Source organism: Ruegeria sp. AP12, assembly GCF_056540025.1.
The window spans coordinates 150,870-169,372 of record NZ_JBQFVZ010000002.1 but is presented as its reverse complement, the minus strand read 5'-3'; the positions used below and the strand labels follow the sequence as shown (position 1 = coordinate 169,372).

The following is an 18,503-nucleotide window of genomic DNA, read 5'->3' as shown; positions in this document are numbered from 1 at the left end:
CTTTGCAAAAACGAAACTGAGCTGTTCACGGGTTGTGTTGTCCATGCCAGCAGTGCCGCTTGCCAAGCCATGGAAGTCGAGCAATTTCTTTACTATCATCGGATGTACGACAAAAAACGCTTTGAGGAATCCACATCAATTTATGGGACATGGCACAACTAATTGAGGTCCCAAACTTGTGGGCCCAATGTCCCATGACATGAAGCATCAGTCGTGGGTCAAGAAAATGCGACGCCGGAACCGGCCCAATCCCGACCTTCGCCGAGCATTCAAGATGCCGCAGCGGCAGCACGCATTCGGCCATTCGCTGCAGGCGCGAAACCTAATAAGCCCGCCGTCGGGGGGGCGTGAGAAAGGCGACAGTTGGCTCCTGATCGTGAATGTCGATTTCATTTCCACATTCTGAGTTGGTTATCGAATTTGACCATCCCGCAAAATATTGAAGCGTTCACAGAAGAGGTCTTGTGATTTAGTCAGAACGACGAAGGAGTGCATGCGCTAATGACTTTACAGGGTGTGTCTCCAGCGTTTCGAAACCTGTGTGGCAATATGCTTGAGAAATAGTACGCGTCCCCGGGACCCAGAACCCTGGACTGCCCATCTACCGTCACTTCAAGACGGCCCTCTATCACAACCGCGCATTCCTCTCCTTCATGCGATAGTTCAGACCGACCCGAGTCAGCTCCGACGTCGTACTTTTCTATGAGCATCTGAAGCTTTCTGTCTCGGCGCTCACCTGCGACAAGCAAATAGGAAACTCCGGGTGATCCAAGATCGCGCATGCTGCTGTGAGGAAAATAAAAGCTGTCGTCGTTTTTGAGTTCAAAGCTGAAAAAGAAACCAAGATTTATGTCTACACCTGCAAGAATCTTCTTGAGCAATGCCACAGACGGCTGGGACGATCCGCTTTCAATTTGAGAAATCGTACCGCTTCCCACACCGGCCCGCTTTGCCATTTCGCGCTGACTGAGGCCCTTTGAGGTTCGAATCAATCGCAGCCGTCTTGCGGTCTCCAGATCAGATTTTAGTGAGGCATCCATAATGATTTCCCGCTTTTGATTTTAAGCACATTAGGGGGCGGCGGTCTGTTTTTCAATAACTTACAGAATCGCATAAAGCCGGGTGTGCGGAAGGTCTGAACTCTGCAAAGATTTGTCATCAAATGAAAATCTGTTTCACGAGGAAAGAACGTGCTCGATCAACCCAACTCAATGTCATCGTTTTGGATGCCGTTTTCGGCCAATCGTGATTTCCTTCGCGAGCCCCGAATGATCCAAGCGGCTGATGGGATGTACTTCACTACCTCCGATGGTCGCAGGGTCATGGACGGCACCGCCGGACTGTGGTGCGTCAATGCCGGTCACCGTGATCCGCTTATCGTTGAAGCGGTACAGAAACAGGTGCACGAGCTGGATTACGCACCAAACTTCCAGTTCTCACACCCGCAGGCATTTGAGTTGTCGGCAAAGCTGACCGCGATGATGCCTGAGGGGATGAACCATGCTTTCTTCACCAACTCTGGCTCCGAGTCTGTTGATACGGCGCTAAAGATTGCGCTGCACTACCATCGAATGCGCGGCGATGGGGCGCGTACGCGTTTGATCGGGCGCGAGCGTGGCTACCACGGCACAGGGTTTGGTGGCATCTCGGTTGGCGGTATCGTCAAGAACCGCATGCATTTCGGCACGCTTCTGACCGGCGTTGATCACCTGCGTCACACGCATGATCTGGACAAAAACGCTTTCTCCCGCGGTTGCCCACAACACGGGGCAGAGCTGGCAGACGATCTGGAGCGTTTGGTTGCTTTGCATGACGCCTCGACCATTGCGGCTGTGATCGTCGAACCAATGGCCGGTTCGACCGGTGTTCTCCTGCCGCCGAAAGGATACCTAAAGCGGCTGCGTGAGATCTGCGACCGCCATGGCATTCTGCTGATTTTCGACGAGGTCATCACCGCTTTTGGCCGCTTGGGGGCAGCGACAGCATCAGAGTATTATGATGTAAAGCCGGACATCATCACGACCGCCAAAGGCCTCACCAATGGTGTCATTCCGATGGGAGCGGTCATCGTATCCGACAAGATATATGACTCGGCTATGGAAAACGCCGATGCGCCGATTGAGCTGTTCCACGGTTATACCTATTCCGCCAACCCTGTGTCCTGCGCCGCGGCGCTGGCAACGCTGGAGAGTTACAAGCAGAATGATCTATTCCGGCGCGCTGCATTGCTGTCGCAGCCCTGGGAGGATCAGCTTCACAGCCTCAAGGGTCTGCCCAACGTCATCGATATCCGCAATCTGGGATTGGTGGGCGCGGTCGAGCTTGCACCACGAGAGGGCGCGCCTGGGGCACGGGGTTATGATGCAATGAAACGGGGCTGGGACGCCGGAATAATGATCCGTGTCACCGGTGACATTATCGCCTTGTCGCCGCCGCTTATCATTTCGGAACCTGAAATAACGACACTCTGTCAAACACTTGGAGAGGTATTGGCTGACTTGCCATGACCACTGACTTCTAACCCCAAAAAGGACTGACATCATGAAAGATGCATCCCCGATCGCTTTGATCGGCCACTACATTAATGGCCAAATCACTGCTCCTTCTGGTGAGAAGACCCAGCCGGTATTCAACCCTGCAACCGGTGCGCAAACCGGCGAGGTGTCGCTGGCGACTGTTCAGAAAGTTGACGACGCAGTGGCCGCTGCCAAAGCGGCGTTCCCGAAGTGGTCGAACACACCACCGATCCGCCGTGCCCGCCTGATGAACAACTTCCTCGCCCTTGTACGCGAGCACAAAGACGAACTGGCCCGCGCTATCACTGTAGAGCACGGCAAAGTATTCACCGACGCTCAGGGCGAGGTTGAGCGCGGCATTGATATCATCGAGTTTGCCTGCGGCATTCCGCAACTCCTCAAGGGCGATTACACGGAGCAGGTCTCCACTGGCATGGACAACTGGACAACGCGTCAGGCGTTGGGCGTTGTGGCCGGAATTACTCCCTTTAACTTCCCGGTCATGGTGCCGATGTGGATGTTCCCGATTGCCATCGCGGCAGGCAATACCTTCATCCTGAAGCCGTCGCCAACCGACCCGTCCGCTGCTCTGCTATACGCGGATCTGATGCAGAAGGCCGGCTTCCCCGACGGTGTGTTCAACGTCGTACAAGGTGACAAGGTGGCCGTGGATGCGTTGTTGAAGAACGACGACGTCAAGGCCGTTTCCTTTGTCGGTTCGACCCCGATTGCGAACTACATCTACGAAGTTGGTGCGCGGCATGGCAAACGGGTTCAGGCTCTGGGTGGCGCAAAGAACCACATGCTGGTTATGCCCGACGCCGACATGAACAAGGCTGCGGACGCCCTGATCGGCGCAGCCTTTGGCTCGGCAGGCGAACGCTGCATGGCGATCTCGGTTGCTCTGCTGGTTGGTGATGCTGCCGATAAGTTGATGCCGGTCCTGAAAGAGCGCGCCGAAACTCTGAAGGTCAAGAATGGCCTAGAGCTGGACGCCGAGATGGGTCCGATCGTGACGGCTGCTGCGCGCGACCGGATCAAGGGCTACATCGACTCTGGCGTTGCAGAAGGTGCTGACCTGCTGGTCGATGGCCGCGACTATACCGTCGAAGGGCATGAGCAAGGCTTCTTCCTGGGCGGTACCCTGTTCGACAACGTCACCCCCGACATGAAGATCTACAAGGAAGAGATCTTTGGCCCGGTCCTGTCCTGCGTCCGCGTCTCAAACTTTGCCGAAGGCCTGCAACTGATCAACGACCACGAGTTCGGCAATGGTGTGTCGCTGTTCACCCGTGACGGCAACGTCGCGCGTGAATTCGGCAAGCAGGTTCAGGTCGGCATGGTCGGCGTCAATGTTCCGATCCCGGTTCCGATGGCCTGGCACGGTTTTGGCGGCTGGAAGAAGAGCCTGTTCGGCGACATGCACGCCTATGGCGAGGAGGGTGTGCGTTTCTACACCAAGCAGAAATCCATCATGCAGCGCTGGCCTGAAAGTATCTCGGAAGGTGCCGAGTTCGTCATGCCAACCGCAAAATGATCATCCGTTCCAAGGAGTGAAGAACATGTTCATTGGTGTTCCCAAGGAAATCAAGAACCATGAATATCGGGTCGGCCTGACCCCTGAAAGTGTCGCGGAACTGGTTTCGCATGGTCACAACGTCGTCGTGGAAACCAATGCCGGTGTTGGCATTGGGGCTGATGATAATGCCTATCGTGCCGCTGGCGCGGAGATTGCCGAAACCGCAGCAGACATCTTTGCCAATGCCGAGATGATCGTGAAGGTGAAAGAGCCCCAGGCCGTGGAACGCGCCATGCTGCGTGAGGGTCAGATCCTTTATACCTATCTGCATCTGGCCCCCGACCCGGAACAAACCAAAGATCTGGTCGACTCGGGCGCTGTCTGCATCGCTTATGAAACCGTCACCGACGACAATGGCGGTCTGCCCCTGCTGAAACCGATGAGCCAGGTGGCCGGTCGCATGTCGATCCAGGCCGGTGCCGGTGCGTTGGAGAAAGCAAAGGGAGGCCTAGGCGTGCTGCTGGGCGGCGTGCCTGGTGTGAAACCAGGCAAGGTCGTGATCATCGGTGGCGGTGTTGTTGGGTTCAATGCGGCTCAGATGGCTGTTGGCTTGCACGCGGACGTGACCATTCTGGACCGCAATCCGGCAGTTCTGGAGAAGCTGGAAAACCACTTCGAGGCCTCGGCCAAGGTTGTCTATTCAACCAAAGCTGCACTGGAGGAAGAAGTCACCAATGCGGATCTGGTTGTTGGCGCGGTTCTGATCCCGGGCGCTGCTGCGCCCAAGCTGGTTTCACGCGAGCTGATCTCGAAAATGAAACCCGGTGCGGTCGTCGTGGACGTGGCAATCGATCAGGGCGGCTGCTTTGAAACGTCCAAAGCCACCACTCACGCAGAGCCTACCTATGTTGTCGACGATGTTGTTCATTACTGCGTCGCCAACATGCCTGGCGCAGTCGCCCGAACCTCGACCTATGCACTGAACAACGTCACGCTTCCGCACGCTCTGGCTATTGCCAACAATGGCTGGAAGCAGGCGCTTGCAGACAATCGACACCTGAAGAATGGCCTGAACGTGGCCCACGGGAAGGTGACTTACAAGGCTGTGGCCGATGATCTTGGATACGAGTTCATCGCCCCGGAATTTTGCTGACTTGAAGCAAAGAAATGTCCCGTTGCGCGTATTGCGGCGGGACACACACCACTGAGGAGGAAACCTTAATGATTACGAAGATTAACCGCCGCGCCCTCGGCGCGATGGGTGGCGCAGCTTTGCTCGCTGCAACCACAATCTCAACGACCGCTGCAGCGGAAGACATGACACTGCGCTTCGCTGGCGTGTTCCCGATCGATCATCAGGGCACGAAGATGATGGAACAGGTCGCAGCGGATGTGGCAGCAGCGGATGTCGGCTTGAAGGTCGAGGTCTTCCCTGCAAACCAGCTGGGTTCTGGTGAGGCGCTGTTCGAAGATGTTGCACGCGGCAACATCGATCTGGCATCGGCGTTCATCTATGCCGATACAGATCCACGCCTCGAATTCCTGTCAATGCCGTTCCTGCTGGGCGGCTGGGATGACATGGAGAGCACGCTTCTGAACATGGACTCCGAGTTCAACACCATCCTGCAAGAGATCACCGACGAATATGGCGTGCGCGTCATGGCGCAGAATCCGGAAGGGTTCATCGGCATCGTTTCGTCGCAAGAGCCCCAGAACTGGAATACTTTTGACGACAAGGGCATGAACATTCGCGTCTGGTCGTCCAGCGTTGTGAAGTCGATGGTCGAAGAACTGGGTTACCAGGCGACCACCATGGCATGGGGCGACATCTTCCCCGCACTTCAGGCCGGTATTGTTGATGGGGCGATCTGCTGCACCAAGACAGCCACCTACTCGATCTTCGCTCAGTCAGATGTTGGCACCCATTTTGTCGAGTACAACTCGATTTCGGAACTGACAACTTTCTATGCGTCGCAGCGGACACTCGACAAGCTGAACGATGAACAGCGCGCCGCTCTGCAAGCCGCTATGACCAAGGCGTCCGAAGACTTCTTTGCCTACAACCGTGAGAACGACGAAGTGTTCGGCCAGAAACTGATCGACAAAGGCTACACCATCTTGCGCCTGAGCGACGAAGAACAAGCTGCGATGGCCGCTCATGTCCAGGAAACGGTCTGGCCCGCAATGGCACAAAACGTCGGTCAGGACATCATCGACCGCCTGCTGGCAGCAAAAGAACAGCAATAATCACTGAGAAGAAGGGCCAGCAGATCAGCTGGCCCTTTTTTGGTCTTTGGCTCAACAAAGGGAGGGAGAAAGATGTCTAGTTCTGAAGCTGAACGTCCATTGGTCGTCGAAAGCGCAGAAAAGAAGAGTTCGCAAAAAATCACTGACGAGTTGCCAGTCACTATTGGGTATCCGCTGAAAGCAGTGGCTTTTGTCATGAGGCAGATCGTTATGTTTGCCGGTTTCCTGATGGCTTTCACATTTGGGGCAGTTGTTGTCATCCGGTATGGATTTGGCGGTGATCTGTTTGCCTACGAAGAATGGCTTTTGGGCATTAGCATCATCGGCTTTTTTGCAGGTGCTGTTCTGGCCTCTGCCCGCAACCTGCACATCAACGCGGACATTCTTGGCATTGTGATCCAAAATCCTCGGTTGATTTGGTGGCGCGGCTTTGTCGTCCTGACAGTCGAGGTGCTGGTGATCCTATTCCTCATGTACGCCTGTTATGTCTCGCTGCTTGATGACTTCTCATTCCCCCGGCTGCGCGCAACCCCGGTGCTACGCATTCCGTTTGTGACTTGGCGGATTGCGATCATGATTGCCTTTGGCCTCATGGCGACGTTCACGGCGGCATATCTGTACGTGCATATCCGCAAGGGGCTCGGGCTTCCCTTGAGATCAGAAATGCAAAAAGGAGAAACCCAATGATCATCGGAGGAAGTCTCCTAATCGTCTGCTTTATGCTGCTGTTGGGCGTCAGCGTTTATGTAGCATTCGGATCGGTTTTGATTTTCATCGCCCTTGTCGGAGATCAATCCATCACCGGCTACTTGCCCACCGGCTCTACAGGTATCCGCTCACTTGTACTTCTGGCGATCCCACTCTTCATGATCGCCGGAGGCATCATGGAGAAAGGTAAAATCGCAGCCCCTCTTGTCTCTCTGGCTGAAATGTTCATTGGCCATATCAAAGGAGGATTAAGCGCGGCTGGGGTGTTGGCCTGCGGTGTGTTTGGCTCCATTTCCGGTAGTGCCAATGCAACGCTGACCTGTATCGGCGGCATCATGATGCCCCACCTGAAAAAGGCCAACTATCCGGGTGGGCAATCGGCGGCTCTGATCGTGGCGGCCAGCCCCTTGGGTCTGTTGATCCCACCGAGTTCGTCTCACATCCTTTATGGCTGGGTTGCACAGCAGCACGTACTGAAGTGCTTTTTGTCCACGGTCATTCCGGCGATCATCCTGATCACTCTTTTGATCGTCGTTAATCAGTTCATGCTGCGGAAGTATGACGACATCAACCTAACGGAACGTCCTAAACCGTTCCTGCCGACATTCGGAGTTCAGGCACGTTTGGCCGGGCCTGCGCTTATGATGCCGCTGATCATTCTGGGCGGGATCTATGGCGGCATAATGACGCCAACCGAGGCTGCGGGTATCGCAGTGGTCTACTCGATCCCGATCGCGATTTACTTCTACCGTGGCCTGACCTGGAAAACACTGGCTCAGACCATCCAGAATTCCGGTGTTACGATTGGCGTGGTCATGGTCATGATCTTCATGGTTCTGATCGTGTCGGACAATTTGATCTCGCAGGGCGCCCCTCAGTTGGCCAAGGATCTGGTTTATTCCGTGTCGGACAATCCGGTCGTCATCCTTCTGATGATCAACGTCGTGATGATCCTGATCGGGATGCTCATGGATGATATTTCGGGTCTGCTTCTGGCGACGCCGATCTTGCTGCCCATCGCGCAGAGCACTGGTATGGATCCGATCCACTTTGCGGCCGTGATTGGCGTGAACTTAGGTATGGCGAACATCACCCCTCCGACTGCACCTCTGCTCTATCTTGGTGCGCAGGTCTGTGATGAACCGGTTTCGCGCATGTTATGGCCGACTTTGATCTTCATAGTCTTTGCCTGGCTCCCAACGCTGATGTTGACAACTTTTGTACCAGAGTTGGCCCTGTTCCTGCCGGACCTCCTGCTCAGCAGGTAGCGACGGGAAAGCACAAATAAGCCCAAGACGAAACTGCACGCACCCCATTCTTACGGCTGGGGTGCCTGTGCGCCCTCCCGAAGGTGAAATAGGAGCGGCGAGTTAGCAGTAGAAAACTGAAGACCTGAATACGGAGGTTTGAAATGTACAAAAATATTCTAGTCGCTCTGTCTCTGGAGCATGGCATCAGTGAACACGCACTTGCGGCGGCACATGCCCTTGTATCCGAAGGTGGAAAAATCACTGCCGCGCATATCCATGAGCCCCCAAACAGACAGATAATGTACTATATGGATGAAGGAATCGCAGAAAAGTCTCTCCAAAAAGCAAAGGCGCGCTTGGCCGAGCGCCTAACAAGTGAGACAGAAGTGTCGTCTATCCTGATCGAGAGCCAATCGGCGGGTCGCGCAATCACCGAATACGCCAACAAACACGGCATCGACTGTATCGTCCTCGCTTCACACAAACCTGGGATGAAAGAGTTCTTTTTGGGTTCCACGGCTGCTCTCGTTGTTCGCCATGCTCAGTGTTCGGTGCATGTACTCCGACTGTGACGCTGGCACCCGCAACATGCTCGTAACTTCGCCCAGTGAAATCTGCGGTGATAAGCACGTCTCACGGTGACCAAGGTCTAATTTTGGTGCACCTAAAAGAGTTTCACTTTGCGGCCTTTGGGAGGTATGATTCGCAGCCAATCTCGGCGGCAACGCGGCATCCTGTGATATCCTCTTTTGTCAACGTCGGGTTGTCGTTGTGGGCGGGAATGGCGGAAAGGAGGATCAGTTATGGATACACCAAACTTACCTGCCATTCGCGCGCTTCGCCCAGCTTGGAACAAGGGACGCATCGTCGGTCAAAAACGCCCGTTAAAACCCAAACACGTCTGGGCAATTCGAGTAAGATTGGAGCTCGCAGAGAACCATCGCGACCTCGCTCTCTTCAATATGGCCATCGACAGCAAGTTGCGCGGTTGTGACTTGGTGAAGATGAAAGTCGTTGACATCATGGCCTCTGGTCAGATCAAGGAGCGGGCTTCGGTGCTGCAAAGTAAAACTCAGAAACCGGTCCGCTTCGAAATTTCTGAAGGTACTCGGACCTCCGTCGAGAAGTGGATGGAAGATGAACTTATGGTTGGGTCTGAATACCTTTGGCCAGGGCGTTTCCATGAGCGTTTGCACATTTCAACGCGCCAGTATGCCCGGATCGTGCGTGATTGGGTCACGTCTATAGGTTTGGAAGCCAGCGCATATGGCACACATTCGATGCGGCGCACAAAGGTTACTCAGATTTACAAAAAGACGGGCAATCTGCGCGCGGTACAACTCTTACTTGGGCATACAAAGATGGACAGTAACGTTCGGTATCTCGGAGTTGAGCTCGAGGATGCACTTGCTATAGCAGAGGCAATTGAAATCTGAATACTGCGGGCCGCTTTCGTTGGCGGCCCCAGCCAGTCATTCATCGACTAGGAAAGATACTGTGATCGCAGCCCGCATTCTGGACGCTCGATGCAGCCGCTAAGTTAGATCGTAAACAAATTTAATCTTCTTGGACATAAGGAAAATTCGCTACGCTTTCGCCAACAATTTTTTGTTGGACTGCAGTCTTTCAGTTCGTCAAACAAGCGCCGACGCAAAGAAGAGAAATGGCCAGCACAAAGCCGCGCATGCCTCAGTGGCTGCCGAAATAGGCCTCCAGCAGCCGTTCATCGTTGCGCAGTTCTTCGGCGGTTCCCGAGGTTTGCATCCGGCCCGATTCCAGCACGTAGATCCGGCTGGCCAGAGACAACGCGAAGTTGGCGTTTTGCTCGGTGATCACAACGGTCAGGCCGAATTCCTTGTTCAACTGTCGAACAACTTCGGCGATCTCGTTGCAGATCTTGGGGGCCAGGCCGATCGTCGGTTCGTCGATCAGCAGCAGTTCGGGGCTGGTCATCAGCGCACGCCCAAAGGACACCATCTGCCGTTCACCCCCCGATTGGGTCGAGGTTTCCTGCCCTTCCCGCTCTTTCAGGCGCGGGAACAGCTTGTGGACCATGTCCATATTGTCCTCGATATCCTCGCGGGCGGTATAGGCACCGACCATGAGGTTGTCGCGCACCGACATGTAGGGGAACAGGTTGAACCGTTCCGGCGCATAACCGACGCCGTGGCGCACGATCTCAGCGGGGGTCCGGCCCGTCAGGCTGTGGCCATGCAGCCGGATGTCACCTTCGGTTTCCACCAAACCCATGATGCTGTCCAAAAGGGTGGACTTGCCTGCCCCGTTGGGGCCGACCACGGCGACGATCTCGCCCGGTTCGACGGTGATCGAGATGTCGGTCAGCGCCTGCGCCTTGTCGTAGAACGCCGACAGGTTTTCGATTTCCAGATAAGACATCAGGCGCTCCCCAGATACGAGGCCTGCACGGCCTTGTCATTCATCACCTCGGTAAAGGTGCCCTCGACGATCATCGTGCCCCGCTCGATGGCGACGGCGCGGTCGATCAGTGGCTCCAGCGCGGGCAGATCATGGCTGACGATCAGGAAGGTCATGCCATCCTTGCGCATCTGCTGGATCAGTTCCGAGATCTGCGCGATCTCCCCCACGGTCAGACCGGCGAACACCTCGTCCAGCAGCATCACCTTGGGTGCGGTGGCCATGGTGCGGGCCATTTCCAGCTTGCGCAGATCACCCATGGCCAGCTCGGACGGGGTCCGTTCCAGATCGGCCTCGGTAAATCCGACGCTTAGGGCAAGTTCGCGTTCCCGGTCGGGATCGGGAGATCTGGTGATCATCTGCCAAATATTGTCGGGCATCAGGCCTACGCGGATGTTTTCGGCCACGTTCATGTCGCCGAAAGGGCGCGGGATCTGATAGGTCCGGCTGACCCCGGCCTGAATCCGCTGTGAGGTTGGCAGGGATGAAATCTCGTCCCCAAACAGCTCGATCGTGCCGCTGTTCTGGCGATGCTCGCCCATGATCTGGCTGAACACGGTGGTCTTGCCCGCCCCGTTCGGGCCGATCAGGCCCAGGGATTCACCCTCTTTGAGGGAAAAGGACAGACCATTAGTGGCGACTAGCCCGCCGAAGCGTTTGAACAGGTTTGTGACTTCCAGCGCTGCGGTCATGCCACACCTCCTTTCCGCAGCCGCGCAAAGCCGCGCTGTATCAGTTCGATCAGACCCTTGGGCTGATACATGTAAAGGACCAGCGCGATCGCCCCGTAGACGAAGTACCGTTCCGCCCCCGGCAGCACCGGACGCAGGTATTCCAGCAGGAAGGTCATGAAGAACGCGCCGATCATCGGACCGATGATGGTCGAGGTACCGCCCAGCAGTGCCGCCACGATGATGGTGAACAAAAAGCTGATATCGAACAGAGCACGTGGTGCCAGCGAGCCCAGATAGTGGACATAGAACGCCCCGCCCAGCCCCGCGACCATCGCGCTGGTCAGAAAGGCAAACGCCTTGAGCCGCGTGGTGTTGAGGCCCGAGCCCCGCACGCTTTCCTCGTTCATGCCGATGGCGGCCAGCGCGGTGCCCAGACGGGTTTTCATCAGCAGCCACATGCTGATGGCAACGCTCAGCATCAGCGCGGTCGACAGATAGTAACCGTTTGCCGCACCGCGTGTCAGGGTCTGGATGCCCGACATGCCGCGGGTGCCGCCGGTCAGATCCGGGCGGATCACCTGCACCAGTTGGTACAGCAGTTCCATGAAGGCCAGCGTGACCAGAGCGAAGTAACTGCCACGGATGCGCAGCGCGGGCAGCAGCACCAGCAGGCCCGCGGCCATGGTGACCAGAACAGCCGCCGGGATCGAGATTTCGACCGGCACGTCAAACCGTTTGGTCAGGATCGCCGTGGTATAGGCCCCGATCCCGATCAGGAACGGGTGGCCAAAGCTGATATACCCGGTGCGACCGGACAATACGTCCCAGCTGATGGCGAAGACCGCCAGATAGTTGGCAAAGATCAAGGTTCTGAGCGTCCCGTTCGAGACCACCTGCGGCAGCAGGAGCATCCCCGCGATCAGACCGCCCCAAAGGGCAAAGTGAAACCAGCGCAGCCCCATGTTATAACTCCTCGCGGCCGAACAGGCCCTGTGGCCGTGTCACCAGCACGCCAATGATCAGCAGCATGGTGAACACGCCGCGCAGTTCCGGGGCGAGTGTCGCCACCACGATAACCTCGAGAAAACCGACGATATGGGCCACGACCAGCGTGCCGATGATCGATCCGATCCCGCCGACGATGACAACCGCGACCGAGATGATCAGCGGGGCCACCCACATCGAGGGTGACAGCTGCGTGTAGCTGGCGAAGAACACCCCGCCAAGCGCACCCAGCGCGCCGGAAATGCCCCAGGTGATCAGGTTGATCCGGTCCGGGTCGATGCCCGAGATTGCCGCGCCCTTGGCGTCCATCGACACCGCCTGCATGGCCCGCCCGGTATGGGTCAGGCGCACAAAGGCATAGAGCCCCAGCAAAATGGCCCAGCTGATGACAGTGGCCAGAAGGATGTTAAAGGTGACGGATGCTCCGGCCACGTTGATGACGCCCGGCACGATCGGCAGCAAGATCTTGCTGCTGTCGCCAAAGGCCAGCACCACGCCCGCCTGAATGACGACGGCCAGTATCAGCGTTGAAATCTCGACGGCGACATGATCGCCTTTCAGTGTCTTGACGATCAGGCGGTATTTCAGCACCCCCATCACCACACCCAGCGCGGCGGCAACGACAACACCCATCAGTTTGGGCATTCCCAGGGTCTGCGACACCCAGAAATAGATATACCCACCGACCATCAGATATGCGCCATAGGCAAGGTTCAGGACGCGGCCGATGCTGAAGATCAGCGTGAAACCCATGGCGATAAGCGCATAGAGACCGCTGAGCAAAAGCCCTTGGATCAGTATCTGCAACATATGAGGATCCTCGGCTGCGGGTGCGCGCGAACGCGTACCCGTTTCCGTCTATGAACTCTACACGGTTACTGTTTTACCCAGCTGGGCAAGGTAAACTCGCCCGTCGCGTATTTCTCGGGGTAGACCACAGCCGCCGTGCCGTCTTCGTACCATTGGACCACAACCATCGAAGGCTGGGCATCGTCGAAAGGTTCAGACAAGTCAAAACGCGCGTTATGCGGATAGGTCCGGTTGGTGACGGGCTCAACCTCGTCATCGCCCCAGAAGGCGTAACGCAGCCACAACTGACCATCCAGATCCAGCACCAGATCCTGCTTCTTCATCGCCTCGGCCCAGGCCTCGACCTTGTCAAACCCACCGGCCTCTTCGGCTGCCGCCATCGCCTGTTTCAACCCGTGATAAGCGTTGAACCCATTAAAATGGGGCAGCAGCGGGCGGCTGTCATACTTGGCCTGATAGGTGTCGATAAATTCCTGGCTGGCCGGGTCCAGCTTGAAACCCACCGAAGGCACCGGCGACAGGGTTGAGATGCCACCGCCAGCCCCTCCTGTATCCTCCCAATACTCCATCCCCAGGGCAGAGACGTTTACGCCCGTCATCGCCATCGGCACCTGAAGCTTTACATATTGCGAGGATACCACCTGCGAGTTTACCGACGAGACCTGATAGATGAAATCTGCGCCCGTATCCTGCGCCCGGCTGAAGATCGGCGCGAAATCGACGGTGGCGACGTCATAGGTGATGATGTCCTTGACTTCGATCCCGGCCACGGGGGCCAGCGCCTCGGTCACAAGACCGGTGATGGCCTCGCCAAAGGCTGTGTCCTCGGCTAAAATGACCACGGTGTCCCAGCCCATTTGGCCCTTCAACACATCCGCGCCAAAGTTAATGTACAGCGTTGCCAGCGCCTCGTCCGAGGCGATGTTCATGAAATAGGGAGCCATACCCTCGGGGTCTTCGGCCACCATGTCGATGATGCCGATATAAGATGTCCAGGTGTCCAGCGTCGGGATGCGGTATTCCTGCATCCGTGGCAGCCAGCCCAGCGACACATCATCGATCGAGCCCGAGATGATAAAATCAACCTCTTCGGTTTCCGCCAGATACTCGTACGCGCGGACGCCTTCGGTCGGGTCCTGCCCGGTATCAGCCGAAACAAGCGTGATCTGCTGGCCCAGAACACCGCCATTGGCGTTCAGTTCCTCAATTGCGACTTCGGCACCGCGCAGCGTGGACAAACCGGTGTCCGAAGACAGTGACCCGATAAATCCAACTTTGATCTCTGCAGCGGCCGTCGAGGCCACTAGCGCGATGCATGTTCCGCTTAGTAGTGCTGTTTTGATCATCACATTAGCTCCCTGTGTCTGTTATTTTACCATTCTTGTATTCTGTATACAGTACACAAGCCGAAGGTGCGATCAAATCCTTTCTTGGGGACTCATGTTCAGAATCCGCTGATTTCTCCGTTTTTGTTGCGAATCACTGCGTCAACGTCGATCTTCACCAACAGACCGGGTTGCGTCAGGTCGACCTGAACAGCGGTCAGTACCCGGTCGATATCTTTGAACACCTCACCATGCACACGGGCGAATTCGCCTGCCTGTAACAGGTCAGTCAGATATAACTGCAACCGGCCACATTGCGCAGATCGGCCCCCATCTCCTTTGGCGCTTTTTCGGTGCGGGAAAGGAATTAGCTCGTTTGCGCGCCTACATCGCCGGGCGCATGAATGCGTCCCGTGAGTTCGATTGCCGTCGTACCCACGTCCCAGACAAACGGCGCGATACGACTTTGAGCGCGACTATTATTGCTACAGTTGCACCCCGCAATGCTGTCATTCGCTGCGTCAGCGAAATCTCCAAGCGTGTTGCCTCACAGTTGGCGCAATGAAGTGTAAAATTTCCGCATTCCGTAAAAAGAGTTTCGCAATCAGTAGAACCGCGTGATGCCTTGAAAAGCATGAAATTTAGCTTATGGGTCTTTGATTAAGGAGCTTAATTGCATCAATCACATCGATCGTAGACTCACCTCCTGCAATACCATCCAGAGCAGTACGAAGATCAGATATCGCCTTGTGCGTATGTCCAAATAGTCTGCATTGTTCTGCGTAATCTACCGACGTTCGGAGTTCAAACATCTTAGCTTTCTGTTCTCTTGCAGTCGCCAAAGCCTCAAGAAATGCTTTTTCTGCGAGCTCATTCTCGCAACGTGCGAGCGCGTAGACTCGATCGGTCTCAGATCGGGCCCAGCCTTCATTTGTGTGGTGCTGTTGATCACGGGCCTGAGCCAACAATTTTAGGGCACCGTCCCGATTACCTATGTTCAAGGTGAGTTCCGCCACTAGGGTCAGAAAGAACGGTTTGTAGTTTCCCGCACCACTCTCCCACCAAGTTATCGACGCTGCGTGTAACGCATCGATCGTTTCTTGTTTCGGCGAAACATAGGCATTCACCCAGCTTCGCCACAAGGTCGCGGTCAAAGACATGAATGTAAACGAGTGCTTGGCTGAAAGTTCCTCAAGCTGTTCCGCGATCTCCAGCACTTTTGCCGGTTCACGGCGCAGAAGGTGAAGCATACACAGATAAGTCATTGACTGCGCGATGCTATGAGCATGCTCCAGCTCTTTTGCGCCCGCCACCGCGAGCTGTTGAACCTCAAGGGCTTTGTCCGGGTCCCCACGCATCCAAATGGCCAAGCTTAGAAAGCACGAAGTAATCGCCGCATGGTCGGATCCATAGATGTACGCCAGATGCGCATCACGTTCCCGGCTGTAGAGGTCCAGTGCTTTGCTTAAATGCTCGTATGCCGATACCAGGTCGCCAATGTGGAACAGTACAGCACCCATTGCGCGATGCGCCACCATCTGATGCTGCGTCTCACGAGTCGACACCGCTAGGTCCAGCAATTGCGCTGCGACTTTCCTAGCCAAATCATACTCGGCACGCACCAAATGGAAGGAATACAAACCATTCAGAATTGGGAACAGATGCTCAGTATCGTCGATGCGTTCACACAAGTCGCGTATTCTTGCATAAACAGAACCGGTTTCGTCGGCAGCTATTCCTGCGGTTGATCGTAAGACACCAGCCTTGAGAACCTGAATCTCAATTTCCTTGCGGTCCCGTTCAATACTTTGATCCATTTCGCCAAGCTGTTCAATCGCCAACGACAGTTGCGTGCTTGCCTCAATGTTAGCTGATCGCTGGACTGCTCGTTGGCCCGCAAGGAAACGATAGTCTACGGCCTCCTTACACATTCCTGCCATGGTATAATGATGAGCCAGAATTTCAGGGCTTGCGTCACCAGTGTGAGCCAACGTGTCATTCAATTGTTGCGCGACGCGAGAGTGCAGAACCCGACGTTCCCGCTTTAAAAGGCTGTTATAGGCGGTGTCACGAATAAGGGCGTGACGGTAGCTGAAGGTTTCAAAATCCTCTGCACGAGAAACTGAAACTATGCCAGCTTCGACCAGAAGCTCCAATCCTGCGCGTAACGCTTTATCGCTGATTCTGGCCACTTTTGAAATCAACTGGTAAGTAAACTGAGGGCCAATTACAGCTCCAATCTGGGCAACCTCTTTGGCAGAGCTCAGGCGGTCAAGGCGTGCCATCAGTGCATCATGTAACGTACTGGGCACCGAGTTCGCAGGCGATGCCCCACCCATCGTGTAAGTGTCCCTTCCCCTGGTCAGGATGCCCGATTCAAGGAGATCTTTTGTCACCTCCTCGACGTATAGCGGCACACCGTCGGATCTTGCCGCGACCACGTCATACATCCCGTCAGCGACCAATTCGTCTTTGGCGACTTCGTCAACAATGCTCTTGACCTGTCGAAAGCTTAATTGCTTCAAATCAAGCTTTGTAAGGTTCGATTGCAGTGTCCAACCTGGATCGAATTCAGGCCGGAACGTCATAACCACCAGAACTGGAAGGTCGCGAATTCGCTCCACCAACCGATCCAGCAACAATTTGGTTGTTGGATCAATCCAGTGAGCATCTTCAAACAGGAAGAGAACCGGATGATCTTCAGCCTTTGACGAAAGATTGTTCAGCAACAATTCCAGAGACCGATCCATGATCTGCCGCGGTGTCAGATCCAACGACCCCAAATGATCTTCGAACGGTATGGACAAAAGGGATGCTGCCAACTTCAAAGCTTGGTCGGTTTGATCGCTCAACACGCCGCGGATTTTTTCAAGCTTGACGTGATTTGACTCGTCAGCGCGAAGATCAGCGGCACTCTCAAGTTGGCGAATGACAGGGTACAGTGCAGTCGCAAAGTGATATGGAGAACATTGATATCGCATTTGCGTGTGGGGCAAATCGGAGATGTTCTGCCGAAATTCCTCCACCAGACGCGACTTGCCAATTCCCGGCTCGCCTGACACCAACACAACCTGCCCATTACGATCACTGGCCAAGGCCCAATTATCGTTCAACGCCTTCAATTCTGCGGCGCGACCGACCAAAGGCTTGAGCAAAACACTGTCGATCGCCATAAACCGGCTGACTGTTTCCCGCTCTCTGGTTACTTGCCAGGCTTCGACCTCCTTAGCAAAACCCTTAAGCTTGAACGCGCCACGCAAAACATATTCAAAAGCATCACCAGCCAACTGATGAGTGGTTGGGGCGATGATCATCGTCCCCGGATCTGCCATCGCTTGAAGACGCGCGGCCAAGTTGGGCGTCTCACCCATCGCCGTTCCGTCCTCAAACATCTTTTCGCCTCGCAGATCGCCGACCACGACCAATCCGGTTGCGATCCCAATGCGGACGTTGAGTTTCGCGTGGGTGCGAACATCCGGCATCTCATCAATGATACGCAGACCCGCACGTATGGCGCGTTCGGGATCATCTTCATGGGCGTGGGGAAATCCAAAAAAAACCATGATTCCGTCGCCATAGTAGCTGGCAATATGGCCATCAAACGCTGCAACAGCAGCCGCACAGGTTTCCTTAAAAAGTCGAAGAACATCGGCCAGATCCTCCGGATCGACGCTTTGTGCTATTTCCGTTGATCCGACAAGATCGATAAACATTACCGTAAGCTGTCGCCGCTCTGCCACGATTTCGGGGCTACTGGTTTTGCTGGGCGGTCGCCGCTCCACTTCTATGCTGGCGCGAATAGCTTTCAGAAACCGCCTCCTCGGCCCGAGGGGAAGTCCGATTGTTACTAGGTCTTCGTCAGTTAATTCGGACAGGTCGCCAAGTTCGATTTCATGTTCAGTAAAAGCGACAGCATACTTGGACAAACCATGTTTCTTTAGCCAAGACTCTATATCGGACATCAATAAGTTTTGCTTACGTTAGTAACAGGATCTCTACATGTACTCTGCCAG

General features: G+C 55.3%; 16 protein-coding genes. 8 read left to right on the top strand and 8 right to left on the bottom strand.

Annotated elements, in window-relative coordinates; all coding sequences use genetic code 11:
• Nucleotides 1-473: 473 nt before the first annotated feature.
• Nucleotides 474-1,040 carry a cupin domain-containing protein gene (locus ACR0E6_RS08710; RefSeq protein ID WP_170456026.1) on the bottom strand — a complete coding sequence of 189 codons (567 nt, stop codon included), beginning with the start codon at nt 1,038-1,040 and terminating at the stop codon, nt 474-476.
• 171 nt (nt 1,041-1,211) lie between these two features.
• Between ACR0E6_RS08710 and aptA the strand changes: the two genes are divergently transcribed.
• The 8 genes from aptA (at nt 1,212) to ACR0E6_RS08670 (ending at nt 9,676) form a co-directional block, all read left to right on the top strand.
• Nucleotides 1,212-2,507 (top strand): omega-aminotransferase AptA, encoded by a 1,296-nt coding sequence (aptA, locus tag ACR0E6_RS08705; RefSeq protein WP_480583141.1) that lies wholly within the window; start codon nt 1,212-1,214, stop codon nt 2,505-2,507.
• Nucleotides 2,508-2,541: 34 nt separating this feature from the next.
• Nucleotides 2,542-4,053 (top strand): CoA-acylating methylmalonate-semialdehyde dehydrogenase, encoded by a 1,512-nt coding sequence (locus tag ACR0E6_RS08700; RefSeq protein WP_480582422.1) that lies wholly within the window; start codon nt 2,542-2,544, stop codon nt 4,051-4,053.
• A 25-nt stretch (nt 4,054-4,078) separates the two neighbouring features.
• Nucleotides 4,079-5,188: an alanine dehydrogenase gene (gene ald, locus ACR0E6_RS08695; RefSeq protein ID WP_170734265.1), complete on the top strand. Its 1,110-nt coding sequence runs from the start codon at nt 4,079-4,081 to the stop codon at nt 5,186-5,188.
• A gap of 104 nt (nt 5,189-5,292) precedes the next feature.
• Complete coding sequence (gene dctP, locus ACR0E6_RS08690) at nt 5,293-6,282, top strand: TRAP transporter substrate-binding protein DctP (RefSeq protein WP_480583138.1); 990 nt, start codon at nt 5,293-5,295, stop codon at nt 6,280-6,282.
• 72 nt (nt 6,283-6,354) lie between these two features.
• The gene (locus tag ACR0E6_RS08685) at nt 6,355-6,969 is read left to right on the top strand and encodes a TRAP transporter small permease (RefSeq protein WP_480582420.1); all 615 of its coding nucleotides are present in this window, start codon (nt 6,355-6,357) and stop codon (nt 6,967-6,969) included.
• Nucleotides 6,966-8,258: a TRAP transporter large permease gene (locus ACR0E6_RS08680; protein WP_170511078.1), complete on the top strand. Its 1,293-nt coding sequence runs from the start codon at nt 6,966-6,968 to the stop codon at nt 8,256-8,258. Before ACR0E6_RS08685 ends, ACR0E6_RS08680 begins: the two co-directional genes overlap by 4 nt.
• 143 nt (nt 8,259-8,401) lie before the next feature.
• On the top strand, nt 8,402-8,812 hold the full coding sequence (locus tag ACR0E6_RS08675) for a universal stress protein (RefSeq protein ID WP_170456018.1): 411 nt from the start codon (nt 8,402-8,404) through the stop codon (nt 8,810-8,812).
• 231 nt (nt 8,813-9,043) lie between these two features.
• Nucleotides 9,044-9,676, top strand: coding sequence for a tyrosine-type recombinase/integrase (locus ACR0E6_RS08670; protein WP_480582419.1), 633 nt, complete (start codon nt 9,044-9,046; stop codon nt 9,674-9,676).
• A 253-nt stretch (nt 9,677-9,929) separates the two neighbouring features.
• Here the strand turns inward: ACR0E6_RS08670 and ACR0E6_RS08665 are convergent, their stop codons facing one another.
• The 7 genes from ACR0E6_RS08665 to ACR0E6_RS08635 all read right to left on the bottom strand — a co-directional run bounded on the left by ACR0E6_RS08665 (nt 9,930) and on the right by ACR0E6_RS08635 (nt 18,452).
• Complete coding sequence (locus ACR0E6_RS08665) at nt 9,930-10,637, bottom strand: ABC transporter ATP-binding protein (protein ID WP_170456014.1); 708 nt, start codon at nt 10,635-10,637, stop codon at nt 9,930-9,932.
• Nucleotides 10,637-11,368, bottom strand: a complete 732-nt coding sequence (locus ACR0E6_RS08660) for an ABC transporter ATP-binding protein (protein WP_480582418.1) — start codon at nt 11,366-11,368, stop codon at nt 10,637-10,639. Before ACR0E6_RS08660 ends, ACR0E6_RS08665 begins: the two co-directional genes overlap by 1 nt.
• Nucleotides 11,365-12,312 carry a branched-chain amino acid ABC transporter permease gene (locus tag ACR0E6_RS08655; protein WP_480582416.1) on the bottom strand — a complete coding sequence of 316 codons (948 nt, stop codon included), beginning with the start codon at nt 12,310-12,312 and terminating at the stop codon, nt 11,365-11,367. The genes ACR0E6_RS08660 and ACR0E6_RS08655 overlap by 4 nt, the downstream gene beginning before the upstream one ends.
• Nucleotide 12,313: 1 nt before the next feature.
• Entirely contained in the window at nt 12,314-13,165 is an 852-nt protein-coding gene (locus ACR0E6_RS08650) for a branched-chain amino acid ABC transporter permease (RefSeq protein WP_480582414.1), read from the bottom strand.
• Between the two features lie 65 nt (nt 13,166-13,230).
• Nucleotides 13,231-14,511 (bottom strand): ABC transporter substrate-binding protein, encoded by a 1,281-nt coding sequence (locus ACR0E6_RS08645; protein ID WP_480582412.1) that lies wholly within the window; start codon nt 14,509-14,511, stop codon nt 13,231-13,233.
• Nucleotides 14,512-14,609: 98 nt separating this feature from the next.
• Nucleotides 14,610-14,795 carry a RidA family protein gene (locus ACR0E6_RS08640; protein WP_170456006.1) on the bottom strand — a complete coding sequence of 62 codons (186 nt, stop codon included), beginning with the start codon at nt 14,793-14,795 and terminating at the stop codon, nt 14,610-14,612.
• Nucleotides 14,796-15,131: 336 nt separating this feature from the next.
• Nucleotides 15,132-18,452, bottom strand: a complete 3,321-nt coding sequence (locus tag ACR0E6_RS08635) for an ATP-binding protein (RefSeq protein ID WP_480582410.1) — start codon at nt 18,450-18,452, stop codon at nt 15,132-15,134.
• Nucleotides 18,453-18,503 lie beyond the last annotated feature (51 nt).